Here is a 21,507-nt window from a genome sequence, read left to right on the forward strand (position 1 = left end):
ACTCCTAAATTGAGAAAAGACTTGCAGGGTTGGTGCTTGCTTAGCCATCCACTTTCTTCAGTGAAGGCAATTTCGATACCAAACGCAGGGAGACGGTCAGGCCTTCCAGCTGGTAATGGGGACGCAGGAAAAATTTGGCGGCGTAATAACCCGGGTTATCGGCCAGTTCTTCCACCTGGACTTCGGCGGCGGCCAGCGGCTTGCGCGCCTTGGTTTCCTGCGACGAGTTGGCCGGGTCGCCATCGACGTAGTGCATGATCCAGCTGTTGAGCCATCTGGTCATTTCATCGCGGTCCTTGAACGAGCCGATCTTGTCGCGCACGATGCATTTCAGGTAGTGCGCGAAACGGCAGCAGGCGAACAGGTAAGGCAAGCGGGCCGACAGGCGGGCGTTGGCCGACGCGTCGGCATCGAAATACTCGGCGGGCTGCTGCAGTGATTGGGCGCCGATAAACGCGGCAAAGTCCGAGTTCTTGCGGTGCACCAGCGGCATGAAGCCGTTCTTGGCCAGTTCCGCTTCACGGCGGTCGCTGATGGCGATTTCGGTCGGGCACTTCATGTCCACGCCGCCGTCGTCGGTCGGGAAGGTGTGGCACGGCAGGTTGTCGACCGCGCCGCCCGATTCGACGCCGCGAATCGAGGTGCACCAGCCGAATTCCTTGAACGAGCGATTGATGTTGACGCCCATCGCGTAGGCCGAATTGGCCCAGGTATAACGCTCGTGCGATGCGCTGTCGGTGTCTTCTTCAAAACTGAATTCATCGACCGGATTGGTGCGTGCGCCGTAGGGCAGGCGGCCGAGGAAGCGCGGCATGGTCAGGCCGATGTAGCGCGCATCGTCCGATTCGCGCAGGCTGCGCCAGGCCGCGTATTCCGTGTTCTGGAAAATCTTGGTCAGGTCGCGCGGGTTGGCCAGTTCCTGCCAGGATTCCATCTGCAGCAAGGTCGGGGCGGCGGCGGAAATGAACGGGCAGTGCGCGGCCGCCGAGATGCGCGCCAGTTCCGCCAGGGTTTCGACGTCCTGCGGGCTGTGGTCGAAGTAGAAGTCGCCGATCATGCTGCCGAAAGGCTCGCCGCCGAACTGGCCGTATTCTTCTTCGTAGACTTTCTTGAAGAGCGGGCTCTGGTCCCACCCCACGCCCTTGTAGCGTTTCAGGTTACGCGCCAGTTCCTTTTTCGAGATTGGCAACACGCGGATCTTCAGCAGTTCATCGGTTTCGGTGTTGCTGACCAGGTGATGCAGACCGAGCCATGCGCCTTCCAGCTGCTGGAAGTCGGCGTGGTGCAAAATCTGATTGATCTGCTCCGACAGCTTCAGGTCGATCTCGGCGATGATGGCCTGGATCGAGCTGTACGCGTCCGACGACATCGTCACCGTGTGCGCCAGTGCTTGTTGGGCCAGGGTGCGCACGGCGTTTTGCACCGCGTGGTTGGCTTGCTCGCTCTTTGGCTTGAATTCCTTTTGCAGCAGTAGCGCAAAGTCGCTTTCGGCGCTGGTGCTGTGGGCCGGCAGGGCGCCCGCTTCCAGCAGGGCGGAAAAATCATTCATGCGCGTCTCCCTGCACGGCCGCCGGGCCGGTCGCCATGTCGTTGGCCGGCCGGGCGGCGAGGCTGCCGAGCAGCGCCGGATTCTTGAGCACCTTGTTAATCAATTCCTCGGCGCCGCTCTTGCCGTCCATGTAGGAGAGCAGGTTGGACAGCTGGGTGCGGGCGTCGAGCAGCTGCGCCAGGCAATCCACATTGCGCGCCACACTGGCCGGCGAGAAGTCGTCCATGCTGGAGAAGGTCAGGTCGACTTGCAGCATGCCTTCGCCGGTCAAGGTGTTCGGTACCTGGAAAGCGGTGCGCGGGTGCAGCGACTTCATGCGCTCATCGAAATTGTCGATATCGATTTCCAGGAATTTGCGCTCGGCCAGGTCCGGGAGCGGGTTCAGCTGCTTACCGGCCAGGTCGGCCATGACGCCCATGACGAACGGCAGTTGCACCTTGCGTTCGGCGCCATACACTTCGACGTCGTATTCAATTTGCACGCGCGGAGCACGGTTACGTGCGATGAATTTCTGGCCGCTGCTTGCGGCCCGTGGGTTAGCCATGGAAATAACTCCTTGTGAAAGCTGTCAATTGGTCGAAAACGGTGTGCACATGCGTTAAAACGGAGGGTTGCGCTGTCATGTCTGCGTGCCCATCAGCAGGTCGATCTGGCTGACGCTGTCCGGCGCGAGGTCGCGCATGATGTCGTAGAAATTCATCTGCATCAGCCGTTGCGCGCGCCGCAGCAATAGCGGGGCCGGATGACTCGGCTCGTGCTTTTCCAGATAAAAGCAGATTTTTTCGAGCATCAGGCGCACGTCGTCGCGGCTGCCCGGCTCCTGCGTGCGCCAGTCCGGTGCGCGCGTGCCCGGCGCCGGCGGCGCGTCAGGCTGGCTGGCTGCCTGCTCAGGCGCGATCGCGGCAGCGGCTTGGCCGCTGGCGCTGGTCTCGGCGAGGCGCCGCAGCAGCTTGCCGGCGTGCTGGTGTTCCGGCAGCCACTCCGCGCCGAGGTGCTCCTGCAGCAGCGCGACAATCGTGTCGAGTGCCCAATGCGCTTCGTCCACGGCCAGCAGGGCAGGATGATTGTCGTGGCGCGCGCGCGTCAGTTCCATGCGCAGGCGGTCCGGTCCACCCGGGTAGTTCATATGCTCCGGGGCGCTGTGATTGAATACCGATTCGATCTCGCGCAAGGGGAGGGCGCCGGGACCGAGCAGCGGTACTGCGCGCAAGTCGCGCAGCACGCTCTGCGGCTCGAACAGTGGCGCCAGCGCGTTGGTGCGCGGGAATGGGTCGATGTCCTCGTCGTCCTGGTCGTCTTCCTTCAGGCGCGGGTAAAGATCGGTCCAGTAGCGGCTCAGCAGCCCTGCCACCAGGCGCAGGCCCTGGGCGTAGCCCTGCATGCCTTGCAGCTTGGTCCAGGCTTGCGCCAGCAGGCAGGCGATGCGCAGGTCCTTGCTTTGCAAAATCAGCTGCTCGCCCTGGCGCGCGACCTCGCGCCAGTCCGGCGCTTCGGCCGCGATGATGGTGTCACCGTATTGCTGCTCGGCGCGCGGCTGCGCGGCGTGCACAAGCGCAAGGAAGGAGGCGGCATATTCCAGGTTGGGGCCGCACGGCGGTGCGTCACCGGCTGGCGCGAGCAAGGTGCTGAGCAGGGCCGATTCGGCGCAGGGAGCGTCAAGCAGCTTCATGGCTGGCCCGATTTGAAAGCGTGGACAACATCGGGCGCGCCTGTGTCGGCTGTCACCTTCAGCTTCAGGCGGTGCGGCGTCAGTGATCCGTTGCGCACTTCGATCCTGTAGTCACCGGGCATCAGCTGGAGTGACTTCATGGGCGGGCTGACGCCGCGTTTTTTACCGTTCACATACACTTCGCCCCATGGGCTGATCCGCAGCGCGACCTGTATCGGCTTGAGCACTGGCGCGGCAACCGGCTTGGGCGCTGGCCCGGCATCGACGAGCGCGGGCGCGAGGGCTTCGGGTTCGCTGTTCTGGGCCGGCGGCGCGGACACCGCCAGCGCGCTGCTGTTTGCCTCTGGCGCAAGCGTTACGGGGACTGGCGCGGCCGTCGCGAGCGGCGTTGCGGGCATCGGTGGCGGCGCTGCGGCGTTCATGCCTGCTGCGGATCGAGGCAGCTGCGCGCGTGCCGTCACAGGGGCCGGCGCAAGGTTCACCAGCCACAGCACTGCAACAAGGGCCACCGCCAATGTGCCCGCGCCGAGGACCCACCAGCGTGCTGTATGTGTTGGCGCGACGCGCTCGCCGGAGGAGGCTTGCGGCGTGACCGATGCCGACCTGACAAGTGCGTCGCGCGGCGCGTCGTGCGGGAACGCCGGGCTGGCTGGAAGCGCGGCGTCCGCGCTTGCTTTGGCCGCTGGCGCCGCGACGCCCATCAACGGGGCCGGGTGATCGACAGCGCTGTAGTGTCCCGGCGTTGCCGACGTCAGGCCCAGCAGGGCCGCAAACGCGCCGACCGATTGCGGCCGCTCTTCAATGCGCTGGCGCAGGGCCGCATCGGCGGCGCGCAGCAGGGTGGCGCTGTAGCGCTGGGTGCTGCCTTCCAGCGGCTGGTAGTTGTCTGAAATGCTGCGTACGACCGCCGCTGGCGGCAGCTGACCCGACACCAGGATGTGAATGACCGCGCCGAGCGCATAAATGTCGGTCCACGGCCCCTGGGGAAAGGCCGGGTCGTCGGTGTATTGCTCGATCGGCGAATAGCCGGGTTTGAGCATGATGCCGGCATCGTCGACCAGGTCGCCAATGAGCTTGCGGGCCGAGCCAAAATCGAGCAGCACCGGGGTTCCGTCCGGCTGCATCATGATGTTGTCGAGGGCGATGTCGCGGTGGAAGCACTGGGTGCGGTGCAAGGTTTCAAGCGCGCCCAGCAGGGCAGCCAGCATGCGCATGATGTCCGCTTCGCTCAGGGCGCGCCCGCCCGCCAGGCGCTGCTTGAGCGTCAGGCCTTCGTAGCAGGGCGTGGCCATGTAGGCGGTGCCATGGGCTTCCCAGAAGCGCAGCACCTTGATCAGGCCCGGATGGTCGAACTTGGCCAGCAGGCGCGCTTCGTTAATAAAGCCTGCCTGGCCGCTTTTGAAGGTGGCGGCGAAACGCTCGCCGCGCAGCGCGATGCTCAGGTCGCCCTGGCGCACCGCCAGCATGGCCGGCATGTATTCCTTGATCGCCACCACCCGCGCGAGCGCATGGTCGAGCGCGCGATACACGATGCCAAAGCCACCGATACCGAGCACCCCGGTGATTTCGAATTCTTCCATGCGGTGGCCGTTGGGCAGCGGGCGCGTGTCGGCGCCCGATGCTGCCGCCGGTTCGATCAGGACGCTGGCATTGGAAAATTCGGTCATACGGATCCTTGTTGGGGACCGAACAGGCGGGCGAACAGGGCATTGTTCAGCTGTCCGGTGTGGGTGCAGGTGTTCAGGGGCGAGCCGTCGCCCTGGTTGGTCCACCAGAAACTGGTGGCGCTGGCGGCGTCGAAATACAGTGCCAGGTCGGGACTGGACTTGGCGTGGCGACGGATGCCGGCCTGCGCCTGGCGCCAGAACGCATCCTGGTCCACGGCGGCGCAACTGCGCATCGGCGCGGTGTTCACCTGCGCCAGGGCACTGCCGAGGCGGTCGATGGCGTGGCCGTGGCGGATCGTATCGAGCAGCGCCTGACCGAGCGCGCCGTAAAATTCGTCGCAGCGCTCCAGCATGCCGTTATGGAAGGCGCCAAGCGGCACCGGCCACAGCGCCGCGACCGGGTAGTAGCGGCCAACCCGGTCGCAACTAGGTGCCAGAACGCCGAGCTGGACCGAGTCGTGGCCGAGTCCCGCCGGGAGCAGGAAATTCCACAGCGGCGCCACGGCATAGTGCGTGGCCAGCATGTTCGGGCCGGCTTGCTGCAAGGCCGCCAAGCCGTTTTGCAGCCAGTGCTCCCAGCCTTTCATCAGGTCGTAGGGCAAGTGCTGCCGGACGAAGTCGCCGGCCGACGGGATCTTGCCGAACCAGCCGACCGGCGCGCTGGCGCTGCTTTGGACGAGCGTATTGAATGGGCCGTTCATCACACGCCTCCCGGGCAGGAAAAGCTGGCCAGCTGGGCCAGGCGGAATGGGTTGTGCGCACTGCTGGCGGTCACTTCGAACACGGCTTTGGCGCCGTTGACGTCGAACGTCGCCAGCATTTTTTCCGGATCGCGCTGTGGCGCCAGGCTGGCGCGGTCGAACATGCGGTGCAGCGCCCAGGCGCCTTCGGTCATCAAGGAAGCGCTGCTGCCGTTGCTGCCGGTAGCCTGCACGCGCACCTGGTTGCGCCCTGCCGGGCCGGGCCATTGAAGCGGCGTCGACACTTGCGGGCCGTGGGCGTAGCGCACCACCTGGCCGTCGATGTCGATGACAAACTGGGCGATGGAAGCGTCCATCTGAACCGGCTTGATATCGAAGCGGATGGTGGGCGTGCGGGCGCCGCCGGCGAAATACACATCGCGGATGACGACTGCCTGCTCGAAGGAATCGAGGTAGCCGGCGCGGGCCTTCTGATCGCCCTTGAAGCGCCATGGCCGTGCCGCCGTGTCGACCTGGTTTGCCAGGTTCTTCTGGAAAAATTCGTCCATCAGGGCGCCGGGCGCGAAGAGTTGGGCAAAATCGGCGAGCGCCATGTCGCGCGAGGAAGCGCGCACGAACGGGTAGCGGCCAGCCACGCTTTGCTGGCAGTAGTGGCCCACGTTGGCGGCAACATTCTTGCCGAGCTGCTGTTGCAGCACCTGGGTCACATTGTTGTCGGACGAATTGGCCAGCTCGCCCAGCATGCCGCGAAACGGCGTCGGCAGGCGGCCGGCTTCGGCCAGGATTTTGCTGAGCACCTGATTCGGCGGCGGCGTGGCGCCGTCGCGCAGGGCGGTTTCGGTCGCCGTCAACTGGGCGTACAGCTCGCCGAGGGTCTCGACAATGCCTTCGATCGGCGCCTTGCCGCCTTTGTCTCGCGCTGTCGTAAATTCGCGCAGCGCGGCAAAGCGCGTATCGACCAGCATTTCCACTCGTTCCGCGGCAGCCGCCTCCGGCTTGCCGTTGGCCAGGTCGTTTTGTCCAAAGATCTGGCTCAGGGACGAGCGCGTGCTGTCGAGTTTATCCCTGGCCTTGTCGACGATGGTGGCGCCGTTGATCTCGTCCTTGCGCACCAGGGTGGTTTCCCTGGCGGCGGCGTTCATGAGGCGCACCAGCGGCGAGTCAAGGGACGACAGGATGCGCGCGACCTGGATATTCTGGGCCAGGGTGCCGCCGGTTTTCAGGCGCAGGTCGCCCAGATAGTCTTCCCACACGCGAATGTAGTCGGTGAGGTACAGGCGCCGTACCTCGGCGCTCCACGCGGTCAGGTTGTCGCCGCGCGCCGGCGCGCTTTTTGGCTGGGCCAGCACCCATTTCTCTTCTTCCGCCAGCTTGGCGACGCGCGCGTCCAGGCCGGGCGCGAACAGTTCCCAGTAACCGCGATAGCTGTACAAGCCGGCCACGCCTTGATTGAGGCTGGCGCCGCTGGCGCGGCGAAACACCAGCGGCGCCTGGGGACCGACCACGGCGCCGACATTGAAGGTCGGCAGTTGCTTGTTACCTTGCAGCATGCGCTTCATGCTGCCGTAGGCACGCTGGGCCAGGGTATGCGTGAGCAGCCGTTCACGCGTTTGCGCCACCAGCGGCTCGTCGATGGCAAACGGTGACGCAACGATCCTTTGCGCAAGCAAGCGCTTCAGATGGGCGCGCAGTTCGTCGCGCTGGACCTTGGACAGGGCGTTGCCCATTTGACGTTCCAGGTCCAGCGACAACCACGCTTGAAGGAAATCGGCGTCGTAATGCGCGGGGTCAAACAGCATCAGATACGCCTTGAGCGCGTTATAGCTCAGTTCCACGTCGCCGCCCGGGGCCTGGCGCAGGCTGTCTTCCAGGCGGCGCGCCAGTTGCGGCAGAAACATGTCGTCCAGCGCCCGTTCGTAAGCGCGGGTGGACGCCGCTTGCAGCTTGGCGCCCTGATACAGGCCCAGCCGGTAAGCCAGCGCTGGATGTTCCACGTCGAGCACGGTGCTGACGGGCACGGCGTGCAAGGCGTCGAGCATCGGCATGACGGTGGTGACCTGTTCACGGTCGCTCAGCCGAACGGCACCGAGGCGTTTTTCCAGCGCTGGCAGGCGCGCTGCGACATCGTTGACGTAAGCCTGGTTGGCACGGTAGCTGTTGATCCATGCGAGCGACATCGCGATAACCAGCACGGCGGTGGCGGCATAAGCGCCTGTGCGCAGCCAGGTTTGCTTCTTTTGCCAGCGTTCATTGATGCCAGCCAGGCCCGCTTCCTTGAAAATGATGTCTTGCAATAAGCTGCGCAGAAAGAAGCTGCGGCCAGGTTCGCCGATTTGCGGCGCACGCTGGCCGGTATTGATCTGCAAGAAGTTCTTGATGCCGCCGAGGACCCGGTCGAACACAGTGCCTTCCTGGGTGCCGCTGGTAAAGTACACGCCGCGCAGCAAGGCGTTCGACTCGAATTTCGACGAGACGAAGACGTGCGCCAGGAACTGGCTCAGGATGCTTTCCAGCCCGGCAAATTCCTGCGGCAGCAGGTAGGCCAGTTCGCGCTGGCGCGGGTCGTGCTCGGCCAGCAGCTGCTCAGGCAGGCTGGCGTACAGGCGTTCCAGCAATTGCTTGTATTGTGATGAAAAAGCGCCGGGCAAGTCGAAGCTATCGCGCACGGCGTCCAGCTTGAAGGTCAGGCCCCATACCTGGCTGCGCTGTTCCTTGCTCAGTTGGGCAAAATATTCGGTAAAGCCGGCCAGCAGATCGACCTTGGTGATCAGGACGTAGACCGGGAATTGAATGCCGAGCTGATCGCGCAGTTCGTGCAGGCGCTTGCGCAAGGTGAGCGCATGCAGTGCGCGTTCCTGCTCGCTGCTGCCGAGCAGATCGGCGATGCTGATGGTGAGAATGGCGCCGTTCAGTGGCTGGCGCGGCCGGAATTTCTTGAGGAGGTCGACAAAACCCTGCCATTCGCCCTGGTCCTGTTCACGATGGCTCTCTTGCATGGTGTAGCGGCCGGCCGTGTCGATCAGCACCGCTTCATTGGTGAACCACCAGTCGCAGTTGCGGGTGCCGCCGATGCCGCGAATGGCTGCCTTGCCAAATTGTTCCGCCAGCGGGAATTCCAGGCCCGCATTGACCAGCGCCGTGGTCTTGCCCGAGCCGGGCGCGCCGATGAAGACGTACCACGGTAGCTGATACAGGTACTGACCCGAGAAACGCTGCAGGAAAGCCAGCTTGCCCTGGCCGGCGTCGGTGGCAAACCTGGCCGTGCGTAGCTTCTCGGACGCGTCCTGGAAGCGCTGGTTGAGTTCATCGAGGTGCGGGTTGGCAGCGCTTGGTGCGGCATTGGGGCGCGCGGCGGGTGTGCGGATTTGGGTCAGCAGCTGGGAGTTCAGACGGGCCGCGCGCCAGTTGCGGTACAGCGCGCGCACCAGCCAGATGGCAAACACCAGGCCGATCACGCACCAGCGCGCCAGTTCGCTCTCCAGCGGGCGCATCTGGCCGATGGCGATGATCGGCCCGAGCAGCCAGACCATGCTGCACAAGGCGAGCAGGCCAAAAAATATCCACAGCTGGCGGCCGAAGACGACACCGGCCACCGTTCCGAACAGGTTCATGACAAGATTCATGGTGCGGACTCGGCGCTTGGCGCCGCCGGCGGCACCATTAAGGTAATTTCGACGCGACGGTTGCGCGCCCGGTTGGCTGGACTGTCGTTCGGCACGGCCGGCTCAAAGGCACCGCGGCCTTCGGCGCGCAGGCGGCCTGGTTGATCGAGCAGCGCTTGCAGCACGTTCTTGACGCTCTCGGCGCGCGCTACCGACAGCTCCCAGTTGGATGCGAAGCGCAAGCCGCGGGTTGGCACATCGTCCGTGTAGCCGACCACCAGCACCGCGCCAGGGACGGCATTGAGCGCCTTGCCGATGCGCGCCAGCAAGGCTGCGTGCGCCGGGTTGCCGCTGACAGTCGCGGCGCCCGACTCGAACAAGCTGTCGCCGCGGATGATGATCGTGCTGCGCTCGCTCAGGTCCAGCACACTGACCAGCTTTTCGGCGATTTCCGTTTCCAGGAACTGCGCCAGGCGGCGCGTTTGCGCTGCGGGGGAGGGCTTGGCGGCGCTGGCGACCACGCGCGGGGCGCGCAGCTGGTCGATCGCGGCATGGACCTCATCGGAGCGCGACGACAGCGACCACTGGAGAGCGATGAACAAGCCGACACAGGCCAGCGCCGCCACGCTGGCGACTGCCCACGGCGGCACCTTGCGCTGCGCACGCGCGGCCATGACCGGATCGTGCCAATGCGGTGACAGGGCGCCGGCATGCTCGCCGCGCTGGGTGCGGATCAGTTGCAGCATGCGCTGCTTGAGCAGGTCGAGCTGCGAGCGGCCCTGGTCGAGCACCCGGTAGCGTCCTTCGAAGCCAAGCATCAGGCAGAAATATTGAAGTTCGAGCAGATCGATGTGCTGGGCCGGATAGGGCGCCAGGCGCGACAGTAACTGGAAGAATTTTTCTCCACCCCAGGTTTCGTTATGAAACGTCACCAGCAGGCTGCTGGCCGACCAGACGCCACCGCCGCCCCAGGGCGTCAGGGTGGCCGCTTCGTCGAGTGTGGTGCAGAGGCAGTAGCGTGCGCCGATAATGGTTTCGTTCGCAATGCCCGCTTCCCGGGCGCGGGTTTCGAACTGGCGCAATTCGGCCAGCAACTGCCCGCGCAGCATGGCCGGATCGGCGTGATGCACGGTCGTGCGAATCTGTGGAATGAGATTGAGCAGCGGGTTGGCCAGCGCCACCAGCGGGTTGCTGCCGCTGTGGATCCGTGGGCCGGGAGGCGGCGCAGCGGCGGCATCGGCTCCAACTGCGCCAGCGCCCGGCGTGGTCGACGCGCCACCCGGATTGGGCGCGACAAAATGGTCGCCGCGCCGGCCCAGCTGGCCGAGCGGATCGAAACCGAGGGTATTGGTGGAGTTCATTGACGAATGGCCCAGAATTCCATGGAGAGGCCGGGGAAATCACCGGCCACGTGCAGCGCCAGGCCGCCGGATTTTTCCAGCTGTTTCCAGAACTCGCCGGTCTTGTCGAGTTCAAAATAGGTGAAGCCGGCGTGGTAGGGCAAATGCCGCGGCGCCACTGGCAGCAGGCGCACGCCAATACCGGGAAGCTGCAGAAGCACCAGGTCGCGGATGCGCTCGACCGCGCCCATTTTCAGCTGCGCCGGGAAGCGCGTGCGCAGCAGGTCGGACGGCATATCGGCATTGACCGCCAATACGAAGCCGGCGTCCTGGATCAATTCCAGCGAAGGAATCTGCGCCACGCGAATGCCATTGCCGCGTTCTTGCAGCGCGATGGCGATGGCGTGCTGCTCAAGAACGATGGATAGCGCACGGCGCAGTTCGGCCATCAGCGGCGTGAACGTGGCCTGCAGGTCGTCGTGCAGATACGGCGGATAGACGGTCGGGCGGCGCTTGTCGGAGGTATGGGTGGCCAGGTCGCAAGCCAGTTTCAGCATGTCCTTGTAGAGCATCTCCGGATGCAAACGACTGCTTTGACCTGCATGCCAGGTAACGCCGGTGTAGCGGTTGATCACTTCAAGCAGCAGAAAATCGGCAAATTCAGCCACGCCGCTGCTGCCGGGCTGCGACAAGCGCTCGGCCAAGGCGTCGCCGCGCTGTTGCAGCAGGCCGTGCAGTTGCGAGACAAATCGTTCCAGCACGGGGTGCGCAGTGGCTGCGAGCATCGGCGGGATGTAGCTGTCATCGAGCAGCACCTGGCCATCGTTGCGGCGTTCGTGCACGCGCGCCACGCCCACGGACTGCCAGTTGGGATTGAGCGCGGATGCGGGCATCAGGCGCAGGTTCAAGCGGCCAAATTGCAGCACGGCCGGGCCGAAGGCATCGCTGTTGGCGTCTTCAATTTCGAACTCGCCGATGTCATGGCGGGTCCAGCCGCTGTTGCTGGCGGCATCTTGCGGCGGGGCCTCATCGGCCCAGGAAAAATCGGGCCGGTTGGCACGCCACAAGGGCAAGGCCAGCACGATGTCCTGATCCTTGAGCTGTGCCGGCACGTCCAGCATGGCAGGCGCATGGTCTGCCTCGAAGGCAAATGGCGTTCCATCAGGCATAACGCCGGCAGCGCTGCTGATTGCCAGCTTTCCGAGTGCAAGCGCATCACTGTCGAGCACCAGGCGTGACCATCCCCAGTGAAAACCCTGCATTGGCAGCACGCGCGATTGCACGAAGTTTTCGAGGTAGCGCTCCATCTGCTGGAAGTGGTGCGGGCGCAAAAACATGCCTTCGGTCCAGACGATGCGCTGATGCATGCTGCTGGCGATATTCGGATTGGGTGAATATGGTTTCATTTGGCTTTTTGAATCAATGCGATACCGCCCTTGTTAATACCGACCTGCAGGAGAAACTGATCGGGCAAGGTTTGCCAGAATTTAAAGACATTCAATTGTTTCGGATCCGGCAGAGTGATTGTTTCGCGCCACTTATTCTTTTCCAATAGCCGGTATTCAGCGACGATGCCAATGGCGGTGACGTCGGGATTGCCCGGTTTCTTGATCGATCGGATTTCGCCCGGTGCCAGCGCGATCTGGTCGATTTCAACCAGATCCTTGCCCAGCACCGTTTCGGCCTGGCTTTGCAGCGCAAAGAAATCGGCCGACTGGAAGCCGGTCGGCGAGCGCAGCGCATAGATCTTGACCAGCAGCGGGGACGGGCGCTGGCGGCTGTCGCCATTCACGTCGCTGGCCGCCTGCAAGTCGATGCGATAGGGCGACGCTTTGCTCGTGGCGCTCGACGCGCACGCGCTAAGCACAATGGCAGCGGTGACGGTAATCAGTAAGCCGATGACCCTGGATATTGATTGCAATGGTGGCCTCTTGGCTGATTCGCTATTCACGGACAAGCAGATAAGTTATTACATCGCTGGGCGCTCCGATACGCACTTCGATCGCCGGGCCTGTATTGAACGGAAATGATTGTAATGTTCAAAAGTGACAGGGGCATGACGCCAGGGATATTCAAAAAATTGAATAAAATGTATGGTCAGGCAATCATTAATTTCGTGCCGAAATTTATGTTTATTAAATTGAATCACTTCATGGATGTGGACATGAAACAGCGAACCTGCCGCGCCGCTGGTAAGCGTCGGCTTGGTGACGATTGAGTTGAGCGCCGTCTTGCCTGATGATGGCGTCACGCCGCTGGGAAGCGGCGTGTTTTCAGGCGGTGGCCAGCTGCCAGGCGCCATGCCAGGGCAGCAATTGGCCGACACGGTTGAGGGGGGGCGATGTGGGCTGGCGCGCGGCGCAACCAGGCTTGCGCGTCAATCCCGTTTAGTTTGGCCGTCCCGATCATGGAATAAATAGCGGCCGCGTGCTCGCCGCCGCTGTCGGCGCCGGTGAACAGATCGTTGCGCCGGCCGTTGGCGACACCGCGCAAGGCGCGTTCCGCAGCCGGGTTGTCGGTCGGATCAGCGTTTTCAGCGGGAAGTACCACCAGCCCGGTAGTGAATTCTTTGCGCAGGTCATTCGCATGCGGGATGCGGTTCCATTTTTATTCCGATCAGTTGCGGCGCCGACAACCGGACACCCCCCCCCCCTCAGTTCTGCGCATGGAACCAAGCACCCCTTTCCACACACACATGGCGGCAGGGCGTCGTCACGCGGACAGCGCCGGCATCAACGCTTACTTACCAGGGAGGGCACGCCGAAAGCCAGTACGCAACACTGCGTTGGCGGGAGGCGTGCGCATCGACACTATGGCATCGTCACGACGCGCGCTTGGCTTTTCACCCATCACCGCATGCTGCGCCACGCAGCCGCCCGACCCCGTCGCCGCCGGCCCGCGCCGCCGCGGCATGGGCCGCAAGGATGCTGCCGGCCCGCGGCCGCTGTAGGCGCAGCATGGCAAGCCAATCGATTTCGTCACTGCAAGGCCCACTGTCCGCGCAGAGCGCGCCGGTGGCGTCGGCGGCGAGCGCTGCCGGCACCGCTAGCGAAGCCATCGGCAAAGCCGGCTTCGACGACCTGGCCGGCATCGGTACGGTCCAGGCGCATCTGCCCAAGGTCCGCATGCCGCTGGCGCGCCGCCTGGCGCGCACGCAGACCGCCGCGCTTCCGGCCGCCCAGGACGAGTACGACACACCGCTCGCGACGGCGGCCGCACACTTGATCGAGTCGCTGGCGCAGCCGGGGGAGGATGGGCGCGAGCGCTGGCAGGGCACCCAGGATCCGCTCCAGCAACAGATGCTGCTGGAACAAGCGCGCCAGCAGCTCGACGAGCAAGCCGACGATGGCAGCGGCCGGCGCGACACGGTCGGCGCCCGGCTCGATGCGATGCAGGCCGGCCTGGGCGCGCGTCACGGCGCCGCCATCGCCGAGGGCCGGCGCCATGCCGACGCCTTCGAAGGCGCGCTGGCCACCCTGGACGCCGCCGCGCCCGGCGCCAGCGCGCCCACCTTGTCCGCGCTGCGGCGCCAGTTTGGCGCGCCGGCCAGCGGCCGCCGCGATTCGCCGTTGGCGCCCGCCGCGCTGCTCGACATCCTGCTCGCTCATGCGGACCAGGCCGGCACCGCTGGCGCGCTGGGCCGTCCACCGGCGCGGCTGCACGAAGAATTGCGCCGCCGCGGCCGCTCCGGTCCGCGTCTGTGGCTGTCGCTGCAGGACGCTGCCTGCTTCCAGCTGGTCAACACCAGCTATGCGCTGGCGGGCGAGCTGCGCCGCGAGCTGTCGGAGCGCGCCGGAACCGCGCCGCTGGCCGGGCAGGGCGCGCTGGCCAGACTGCTGCTGGGCTTGGGCGAAGCGGACGCCGGCCAGGCCGCACCACTGCTGCGCCAGCTGGTCGACATGGAGCGCCTGACGCCGCGCCAGCGCGCCGCCGCCTGCCAGAGCCTGCGCGCCACCATCGCGCGCTGTCCGGACGCTATGTGGAGCGGGGCCGCGCCGTCCCAGCGCCCGCGCCTGCTCGACCAGCTGCAAGAACTGATCATCGAACACCATGCCGCCGCGCCGGCCTTGTCGGCAGCACCCGGTGACGCGCTGCAATCGCGGCTGCGTCTGGACCACCTCAGCACCAGGAGCACTTGATGGAACATATGACAGCGCAACTGGCGCAGTTGCTGCGCCAGGCCCGCGATGGCCAGGTCGTGATGCGGCAGGCTGGGGACGACGGCCTGCAACTGCTGGCCTATCCCTTGCCCGACGGCGCCCTGGTGGCGCTCGGCTTCGGACGCGACAGCGCGCACCGCGTGCTGCCCGAGCGCGTGCTGCGGCGCCGCACGCTCATGCCGGCGCGCTATGGGCGCTGGCTGCCGGCCATGCTGGGCGACGGCAGCTGGTATGTGGTGCGGCGCCTGCGCGACGACGCCTCCGGTCAGGCGGCGCTGCCCGATGCCGCCCAATGGCAGGCCGCGCGCGAGTTGCTGGCATGAGCCGCATCGCAGCGATCGGCGCCGGCCGCGCCGAAGGCCCCGGCGGCGACGCCCAGGGCGGGATCGCCGGACCGCCGGCGCCCGAGCGCAGCGCCGCGCTCAACCGCACCGACCTGTCGCCGTGGGAAGCGGCGGCCTCCTTGCCGCCGGCGGCGCCGGCCGGCCAGGAAACGCTGGCGCCGCTGACCCGCTTTCTCGGCGCCGCCCTGACGGCGGCCAATCCGGCCTGGTCGCGCGATCCCTTGCCGGGCCTGCGCGCGCTGCAAAAGCGCCTGGTCGACCATTCGCTGGCGCTCGATCCGGCCCAGCGTGCCGACAGCATGGCGGCGATCCTGGTGGTCGAAGACGCGGTGCGGCTGCGCCTGCGCCTGCAGCAGATGGAACTGGCGCGCTGCGACACCGGCGCCGGAGCGCCCGCATGAACCCGCGCCCGCGCCACAACCCGATGCCGCTCGACCTGGCCGTGGCCATCGGCCTGCTGTGGGGGCACCTGAACACCGGCCAGTTCGAGCCGGCGTACCGGCTCGGCCGGGTCTGCCGCCAGATCTGGCCGGACGACCAGCGCCTGGCGCTGCTGGTGGCGTATGCCCAGGTCGAGCTGTTCGACGGCCCCGACCCGGACACCGCGGCCTTGCTGGCGCGCGCCGCCGCCTGCCCGTCCTGGAGCGCCGTGCTGGCGCGCCGCTGCGGCACCGGCTAGGGTGTGTCTGATCCGCGCAGGGGAAACGCATGCGTTTCCCCCATAGCACCTCAACTGAGCGAAGGTGCCATAGATTCCCGCCTCTCCAAGAACTGGCTTCTGAACTTAGGGGCGTTAGGTTAGCGGATTTCTGATGACAAACGTCAAAACCGTCGTTCCCGCGAAGGCGGGAACCGAATTTTGCTCCGTAGCCGTTGGCTGAGCGTCGGACTTGGATTGCCGTGGGGGCGCCTAGCCCTTCGCGGGAGGTCATTTCTGCCAATGGCAGGAAGTCATTTCCGCCAATGGCGGGAATGACGGAGCTTAAGTTAGCGGCATTAACCTCTGGACTTGCCTCGTTCTAAGGAATTGGAGGAGTTTCTTGGAAACTGGAGGCTGCGCGGGAAGTCATTTCCGCCAATGGTGGGAATGACGGCGCTTAAGTTAGCGCCATTTGGAACCGGCCTCTGAGCTTGCACAGTTCCAAGAGATTTGAGGAGTTTCATAGAAACTGGGACCTGCGCGGGAAGTCGTTTCTGCCAATGGCAGGAACGACGAATTAACGGTATCGAAATGTAATCTGTTCGCGCCGACTTGTCAGACACACTCTAGCCATTGTCTCAACCGGAGCGGCCGGCACCAGCGGCCCTCCGTTCCACTTTCTTCACCACGCCAGGAAAACCGCATGCTCAACAACATCGTCATGTCCCTCAACGCGCTCGCCGCCCGCATGGCCAAGCGGGCCGAACTCGCGACCGCCGCTCTGGTGATCGCCATCGTCTTCATGCTGGTGCTGCCGATGCCGGCCTGGCTGCTCGACATCCTGATCGCGCTCAATCTGTGCGCCGCCGGCCTGATGGTGGTGGTGTCGATGTACATGCCCGGGCCGACCGCGTTCTCCACCTTTCCCACGGTCCTGCTGCTGACCACCCTGTTCCGGCTGGCGCTGGAAGTCGCCACTACCCGCCTGATCCTGCTCGAAGGCAATGCCGGTCACATCGTCGAAACCTTCGGCAACTTTGTCGTCGGCGGCAACCTGGTGGTCGGCCTGGTGATCTTCCTGATCCTGACGGTGGTGCAGTTCATCGTCATCACCAAGGGCTCCGAGCGGGTCTCCGAAGTGTCGGCGCGCTTTTCGCTCGACGCCATGCCGGGCAAGCAGATGTCGATCGACAGCGACCTGCGCTCCGGCCTGCTGAGCCCCGACGAGGCCAAGAAAAAGCGCGCCGTGCTGGGCCAGGAAAGCCAGCTGCATGGCGCCATGGACGGTGCCATGAAGTTCGTCAAGGGCGATTCGATCGCCGGCATCTTCATCGTCGTGGTCAACCTGGTGGGCGGCATCGCCATCGGCATGTTGCAGCACAACCTGGCGGCGTCCGAGGCGGTGCGCCTGTACGCCATCCTGTCGATCGGCGACGCCCTCATCGCGCAGATCCCGGCGCTGCTCATTTCGCTGGCGGCCGGCATGATCACCACCCGCGTGCCGCTCGGCGACGACAAGCCGGACGAGGCGCCCAGCAATATCGGCCAGGACATCGCCGCCCAGCTGTTCGGCGAGCCGCGCGCCTTGCTCACGGCGGCCGCCATCATGCTGCTGTTCGGCCTGATTCCCGGCATGCCGACCGCCGTGTTCATGATACTGGCCTTGCTTCTCGGCGGCGGCGGCGCGGCCGGCCTGCTCAAGCCGCGCGCGCTGGCGGCCAGCCAGCGCCAGACGGCCGAGGTGGAGCGCAAGAACGCCGGCATCGTCGACCTGACCACCTTCACCGCCACCCGTCCGTTCGCGGTGCGCATGGCGGCCGCGCTGCAAGGCACGGCGGCCGCCGACAAGGTCACCCGCGCTGTGCGCATCATGCGCAATAATGTGCTGGACCAGAAAGGCATTCCGGACTTGCAGCCGATCGATTTCGAGTTCCATGCATCGGTGCCGGCCGGACGCATCCATTTCCTGATGGCGGAAATCCCGCTGATCGATGTCGAGATGCGCAGCGGCTATGGCGCCAGCACCGAATCGGTCGAGCGCCTCGAACAACTCGGCTTCGCGGCGCAGGAAGATACCCTGGCCGGCACGCGCCAGCGCCGCGTCTGGGTCGACTTGATCGACGAGGCCGGCCTGCACGCGGCCGGGGTCAAGTACCTGGGCTGGGAGCAGGTGTTCGCGGCCGACGTCGAAGTCGAGATGCTGCGCAATTGCCAGATGTTCATCGGGGTGCACGAGGTGCAGCGCTTCACCGCCTGGGCCGACCGCCGCTTTCCTGAGCTGGGCAAGGAACTGGCCAGGAGCGTGACCTTGCCGCGCCTGACCGAGGTGATCCAGCGGCTGGCGCGCGAGGGCGTCTCGCTGCGCAATGCGCGCCTGCTGCTGGAAACCACCTTGGAATGGGCGCCCAAGGAGCGCGATCCGGATGTCATCGCCGACTATGTGCGGCTGGCGTTCAAGCGGCAGCTGTGCCACGAGGTGGCGCGCGACGGCCTGATCGAGGTGGTGCTGCTCTCCCCGGAGCTGGAAGAGCTGTTGCGCGGCGCGCTGCGCACGACCAGCCAGGGCACTTACCTGGAGCTGGAAGCGGAAGTCGAGCAAGCCATCCTCGACCGCCTGGGGGAGCTGTCCGGCACCGGCGGCGCCCCGGCTGCGTCGCCGGTGCTGGTGACGGCGGCCGACATCCGGCGCGCGCTGCGCAACCTGATCGAGGAGGAATTCTTTTCGGTGCCGGTGTTTGCGTTCGCCGAACTGACCCAGCATAGCCGGGTGCAGCCGGTCGGCATGATCGAGGTGTAGGCCGGGCCGGAAGAAGGCGTGGCAAAAAAAAGCGGCCCGGGCCGCTTTTGCGTTTGCGCCCTGATGCGTCAGATGGCGCCGTCGGGCGCGGTCAGGAATCCGGCATGGCGGTGGGGCGCGGATCGGGCGCCTGGCGGGCGGCGCTGTCGAAGGCCGCCCTGAGCGCGGCGGCCCCGGCCGCGAAGTCGGCGCGCCACTCGCCGCCGCCCGCTTCCAGGCGGCAGGCGCCGCGCGCCAAGGTGGCGTCGCTGCGCTGTTCCCACGCCGCTTCGGGCGGCGCCAGCGCCATGTCCTCGGGATGCAGGTACAGCACCGGCTGCGCCAGCGCGCGCGGGGTTTCTTGCAGCAGGCGGCGGCAGCTCGCTTCCAGCCGCTCGCGCGGGCTGGTCTCGGCCAGCGCGCGCTCGAACAGGGCCAGCGCCAGGTCGACCGCCAGCGCCTGGGCGCCGTCCAGCAATTGCGCATGGCGTTGTTCGAGCTGGCGCAGCAGCGCGGCGGCGCGCCCGAGCACCTCGTGTTCAGCCGTGCGCACCGCCGCGCGCGCCTCGGCGGCGGCGTCCAGGCGCAGTTGTTCGGCCGTGCGCCTGGCCTCGTCGAGGATGTGTTCGGCGGCGGCGCGGGCATCGCGGGTCAAGGTCAGCGCGGCGGCGCGCCACAGGCCGTGGTCGGCGCGCAGCAGCGCGTCGGTGGTAATGCTGGCGACACAGAATTCGTTCATCGGGACTGCCTTGTTCAAGTTGAAAGCGAGGCGGCGCGCACGCGGCACAGCAGCCAGCAGCGCCTGGCGCGGGCCGCCGTGGCGGCGCCCAGTGGCTGCGCCATGGCGCCCAGCAGGACGGCGATGCGTGCAACGCTGGCGGCATCGAGGCCGCCGCGCAGGCGCGGCCACAGGCCGGGAAAGGCGGCCTCCAGATGGCAAGCCAGTTCGCACAGGCCGCGCAGTTCCAGCGTGTCGGCGTCGAGATAGAGTTCGCGGCCGTAGCACGGCAGCGGCTGGGTGGCGGCCAGCCGCAGGCACCAGTCGCGTTCGGTGGGGGGCAGGGTGGCCAGCGCCGCCGCATCCTGCGCGCGCGCCGCCAGCAGGCCGCCGTACAGGCGCGCGGCGGCGCCGAGCGCGGCGGGATCGGTGCCGCTGGCCTCGGCCCAGCGCGGCTCGAAGCAGGGCGGCAAGCCGGGCGCCAGGCCCGCTTGCGCGCACCACAGGCGGTAGCCATCGCGCAGCGACAGCGCGCCCGCCATGGCGGCGTGCGCTGGCGCCTGCGCGGTCGCATGCCAGGGTGCGAACCACCAGTCCAGGAAACCATCGGGTAGCGGCGCGGCGGCAGTCATGCCCTAGTCGCCCTGGTCGCGTGCGACGGCGTCGGCACTGAAGGCGGGCGCCTTGCCGAAGTGGTCTTTGAGCCAGGCCGCCAGGCCGGGATGGTAGCGGCACAGCGCAAACAGCAGGCCGACCAGCATCACGGCCATCAGCAGCGCCAGGCCGAGCAAGGTCATGCTCAGCGCCATGGCCGAACCGGCCTGCACCCGGAACGGTCCCACGTTGCTCCATTCGACCACCGGCGCGGTATAGGCGCTCGACGCCATTACCACCGATACCTTGGCGCGCCCGCCTTCGCCCGACAGGCCGGGGATGCTGGACGCGACCAGCTGGCGGATGCGCGGCAGCAGGGTATCCTCGTCCACCTCGCCGTGGTACTTGACGAACACGGCGGCCGAGGATGGCTGGATCGGTTCGCCCGGCGCAATGCGCTCGGGCAGCACCACGTGGACCCGGGCCGCGATGACGTTGTCGAATTGCTGCAAGGTCGATTCGAGTTCGGCCGACAGCGCATGGATATAGCGCGCCCGCTCTTCCAGCGGGGTCGAAATCATGCTGTCCTTCTTGAAGGTCTGGCCCAGGTCGGAGAGCGCGCGGCGCGGCAGGCCGGCCGCCTGCATGGCCGTGGTGGCGCGCGCGATATCGTCGGCGTTGACGGTCAGGGTCACGCCCTCCTTGGCGGGGGCTTTCTGCGCCTCGATCCCGTAGCGGCTGAGCAGGGTGACGATTTCGTTGGCGTCGGCATCGTTCAGGCCGACCTGCAGGTTGGCGCGGTTGCCGCAGCCGGCCAGCAGCGCGCACAGCGCCAGCGGCAGGAGCGCGGCCAGCAGGTGGCGCACGGACCTCATCGTCATTGCAGCTTGGTGAGCTGGTCGAGCGCGGTGGTGGCCTTGGCGGCGGCCTTGGAGACGAACTGGACGCGGGTCTGGTAGTCGCTCAGTGCCAGGGTGGCTTTCATCAGCTGCATCGAGTCGCCCGAGCGGGCCGCCTGCTCCAGGGTCCTGGAGATGGTTTGCTGGTCTTTGCGCAGCTCGTCCGAGAGGGCGCTGGCGCGCTGCATCACGCGCTCGCCGAGCGAGGCCTGGCCGGGGGCCGCCTTGGGCACGGCATTGGCGTCCTGGCCGCGCTGGCCGAGCTCGCGCGCCATGATCTCGCGAAATGCGGTCTCGTTGACGGGACTGAGGTGCAGCGCGTCCTTGCCGGCGGCGGCGCTGCCTGCCGCATCCGGACCGGGGGCCGGCAATGTGCTGCTGAGAAGATCGGGCATATGCATGGAGGTACTCGCGCTGGGCGGCATAAGAATGGTTGAGCGGGAAGTGTTCGGACTACTGCGGATAAGTGTCGCGGCCGCCGCGAAGGTTCCGTGCTCCCGGGGCGGTATTTCTTTTCGTTTTGCGCGAACTAAACCGGAACCGACCGCCACTCACCAGCCATGCCGGGCTGTCGCCGCTGCCGTTCATATTCGCCACGAGGAAAAAATAGCATGTCATACGATAACAACCCGACCAGCCGTGCGCTGCGGCGCCTGGAAACCCACCTCGACGACAGCGACCTGCGCATGCGCGAGTTCATGGCGGCCGAGGCCGCCGGCGAGCAACCGGACTCCGACAGCTTCCTGCACATGCTCGAGCAGCGTTCGGTGACCCGGCGCGCGATGGAGGCGCAATCGAAGCTGTACGAAAAGCCGCTCAAGACCGTCCTCGCGGAGTCCAAGTAAGCC

General features: G+C 66.1%; 21 protein-coding genes and 1 pseudogene. 7 read left to right on the forward strand and 15 right to left on the reverse strand.

Translation table 11 applies throughout. From position 1 onward, the window contains the following. Window positions 1-40: 40 nt before the first annotated feature. The 11 genes and pseudogenes from tssC to IV454_RS32895 form a co-directional block, all read right to left on the reverse strand. Complete coding sequence (tssC, locus tag IV454_RS18690) at window positions 41-1,549, reverse strand: type VI secretion system contractile sheath large subunit (RefSeq protein ID WP_206087294.1); 1,509 nt, start codon at window positions 1,547-1,549, stop codon at window positions 41-43. Continuing rightward, entirely contained in the window at window positions 1,542-2,093 is a 552-nt protein-coding gene (gene tssB, locus IV454_RS18695; protein ID WP_206087295.1) for a type VI secretion system contractile sheath small subunit, read from the reverse strand. The genes tssC and tssB overlap by 8 nt, the downstream gene beginning before the upstream one ends. A 75-nt stretch (window positions 2,094-2,168) precedes the next feature. Further along, entirely contained in the window at window positions 2,169-3,218 is a 1,050-nt protein-coding gene (gene tssA / locus IV454_RS18700; protein WP_206087296.1) for a type VI secretion system protein TssA, read from the reverse strand. Continuing rightward, window positions 3,215-4,885 carry a serine/threonine protein kinase gene (locus IV454_RS33560; protein ID WP_206087297.1) on the reverse strand — a complete coding sequence of 557 codons (1,671 nt, stop codon included), beginning with the start codon at window positions 4,883-4,885 and terminating at the stop codon, window positions 3,215-3,217. Before IV454_RS33560 ends, tssA begins: the two co-directional genes overlap by 4 nt. Further along, window positions 4,882-5,586 carry a type VI secretion system-associated protein TagF gene (tagF, locus tag IV454_RS18710; protein WP_206087298.1) on the reverse strand — a complete coding sequence of 235 codons (705 nt, stop codon included), beginning with the start codon at window positions 5,584-5,586 and terminating at the stop codon, window positions 4,882-4,884. The genes IV454_RS33560 and tagF overlap by 4 nt, the downstream gene beginning before the upstream one ends. Beyond that, a complete protein-coding gene (gene tssM, locus IV454_RS18715) occupies window positions 5,586-9,197 on the reverse strand; it encodes a type VI secretion system membrane subunit TssM (protein ID WP_206087299.1) in 3,612 nt (1,203 codons plus the stop codon). The genes tagF and tssM overlap by 1 nt, the downstream gene beginning before the upstream one ends. Before the next feature lie 8 nt (window positions 9,198-9,205). Further along, window positions 9,206-10,549: a DotU family type VI secretion system protein gene (locus tag IV454_RS18720; RefSeq protein WP_206087300.1), complete on the reverse strand. Its 1,344-nt coding sequence runs from the start codon at window positions 10,547-10,549 to the stop codon at window positions 9,206-9,208. Continuing rightward, window positions 10,546-11,934 carry a type VI secretion system baseplate subunit TssK gene (gene tssK, locus IV454_RS18725; protein ID WP_229521696.1) on the reverse strand — a complete coding sequence of 463 codons (1,389 nt, stop codon included), beginning with the start codon at window positions 11,932-11,934 and terminating at the stop codon, window positions 10,546-10,548. Before tssK ends, IV454_RS18720 begins: the two co-directional genes overlap by 4 nt. Continuing rightward, complete coding sequence (gene tssJ / locus IV454_RS18730) at window positions 11,931-12,479, reverse strand: type VI secretion system lipoprotein TssJ (protein ID WP_206087301.1); 549 nt, start codon at window positions 12,477-12,479, stop codon at window positions 11,931-11,933. The genes tssK and tssJ overlap by 4 nt, the downstream gene beginning before the upstream one ends. A gap of 18 nt (window positions 12,480-12,497) precedes the next feature. After that, the gene (locus tag IV454_RS18735; protein WP_206087302.1) at window positions 12,498-12,830 is read right to left on the reverse strand and encodes a hypothetical protein; all 333 of its coding nucleotides are present in this window, start codon (window positions 12,828-12,830) and stop codon (window positions 12,498-12,500) included. After that, window positions 12,802-13,045, reverse strand: a pseudogene (locus IV454_RS32895) (transposase domain-containing protein); the annotation flags it as partial. The gene IV454_RS18735 and the pseudogene IV454_RS32895, both read right to left, overlap by 29 nt. Before the next feature lie 280 nt (window positions 13,046-13,325). Between IV454_RS32895 and IV454_RS18740 the strand changes: the two are divergent. From IV454_RS18740 to sctV, 6 genes are all read left to right on the forward strand, one after another. Further along, entirely contained in the window at window positions 13,326-13,478 is a 153-nt protein-coding gene (locus tag IV454_RS18740; RefSeq protein WP_206087303.1) for a hypothetical protein, read from the forward strand. 7 nt (window positions 13,479-13,485) lie between these two features. Beyond that, window positions 13,486-14,667 carry a hypothetical protein gene (locus IV454_RS18745; protein WP_206087304.1) on the forward strand — a complete coding sequence of 394 codons (1,182 nt, stop codon included), beginning with the start codon at window positions 13,486-13,488 and terminating at the stop codon, window positions 14,665-14,667. Then, window positions 14,667-15,011, forward strand: a complete 345-nt coding sequence (locus tag IV454_RS18750) for a hypothetical protein (protein ID WP_206087305.1) — start codon at window positions 14,667-14,669, stop codon at window positions 15,009-15,011. The genes IV454_RS18745 and IV454_RS18750 overlap by 1 nt, the downstream gene beginning before the upstream one ends. Continuing rightward, window positions 15,008-15,433, forward strand: coding sequence for a hypothetical protein (locus tag IV454_RS18755; protein WP_206087306.1), 426 nt, complete (start codon window positions 15,008-15,010; stop codon window positions 15,431-15,433). Before IV454_RS18750 ends, IV454_RS18755 begins: the two co-directional genes overlap by 4 nt. After that, window positions 15,430-15,711, forward strand: coding sequence for a hypothetical protein (locus IV454_RS18760; RefSeq protein WP_206087307.1), 282 nt, complete (start codon window positions 15,430-15,432; stop codon window positions 15,709-15,711). The genes IV454_RS18755 and IV454_RS18760 overlap by 4 nt, the downstream gene beginning before the upstream one ends. Window positions 15,712-16,375: 664 nt before the next feature. After that, window positions 16,376-18,469, forward strand: coding sequence for a type III secretion system export apparatus subunit SctV (sctV, locus tag IV454_RS18765; RefSeq protein ID WP_206087308.1), 2,094 nt, complete (start codon window positions 16,376-16,378; stop codon window positions 18,467-18,469). A 91-nt stretch (window positions 18,470-18,560) separates the two neighbouring features. Here sctV and IV454_RS18770 read toward each other — a convergent pair whose 3' ends face one another. Genes IV454_RS18770 through IV454_RS18785 form a run of 4 tightly spaced genes read right to left on the reverse strand, consistent with a single transcriptional unit; the run spans window position 18,561 to window position 21,060 of the window. Beyond that, a complete protein-coding gene (locus IV454_RS18770) occupies window positions 18,561-19,187 on the reverse strand; it encodes an HrpE/YscL family type III secretion apparatus protein (protein WP_206087309.1) in 627 nt (208 codons plus the stop codon). A 14-nt stretch (window positions 19,188-19,201) separates the two neighbouring features. Beyond that, window positions 19,202-19,798 carry a hypothetical protein gene (locus IV454_RS18775; protein WP_206087310.1) on the reverse strand — a complete coding sequence of 199 codons (597 nt, stop codon included), beginning with the start codon at window positions 19,796-19,798 and terminating at the stop codon, window positions 19,202-19,204. A 3-nt stretch (window positions 19,799-19,801) separates the two neighbouring features. Continuing rightward, window positions 19,802-20,641 carry a type III secretion system inner membrane ring lipoprotein SctJ gene (sctJ, locus tag IV454_RS18780; protein WP_229521698.1) on the reverse strand — a complete coding sequence of 280 codons (840 nt, stop codon included), beginning with the start codon at window positions 20,639-20,641 and terminating at the stop codon, window positions 19,802-19,804. Next, window positions 20,638-21,060, reverse strand: a complete 423-nt coding sequence (locus IV454_RS18785; protein ID WP_229521699.1) for an EscF/YscF/HrpA family type III secretion system needle major subunit — start codon at window positions 21,058-21,060, stop codon at window positions 20,638-20,640. The genes sctJ and IV454_RS18785 overlap by 4 nt, the downstream gene beginning before the upstream one ends. Before the next feature lie 210 nt (window positions 21,061-21,270). On the opposite strand from IV454_RS18785, the gene IV454_RS18790 reads away from it, so the two are divergent. Beyond that, window positions 21,271-21,504 (forward strand): hypothetical protein, encoded by a 234-nt coding sequence (locus tag IV454_RS18790; RefSeq protein ID WP_206087311.1) that lies wholly within the window; start codon window positions 21,271-21,273, stop codon window positions 21,502-21,504. Window positions 21,505-21,507 lie beyond the last annotated feature (3 nt).

The organism is Massilia antarctica (assembly GCF_015689335.1).
GTDB classification, from domain to species: domain Bacteria; phylum Pseudomonadota; class Gammaproteobacteria; order Burkholderiales; family Burkholderiaceae_D; genus Telluria_A; species Telluria_A antarctica.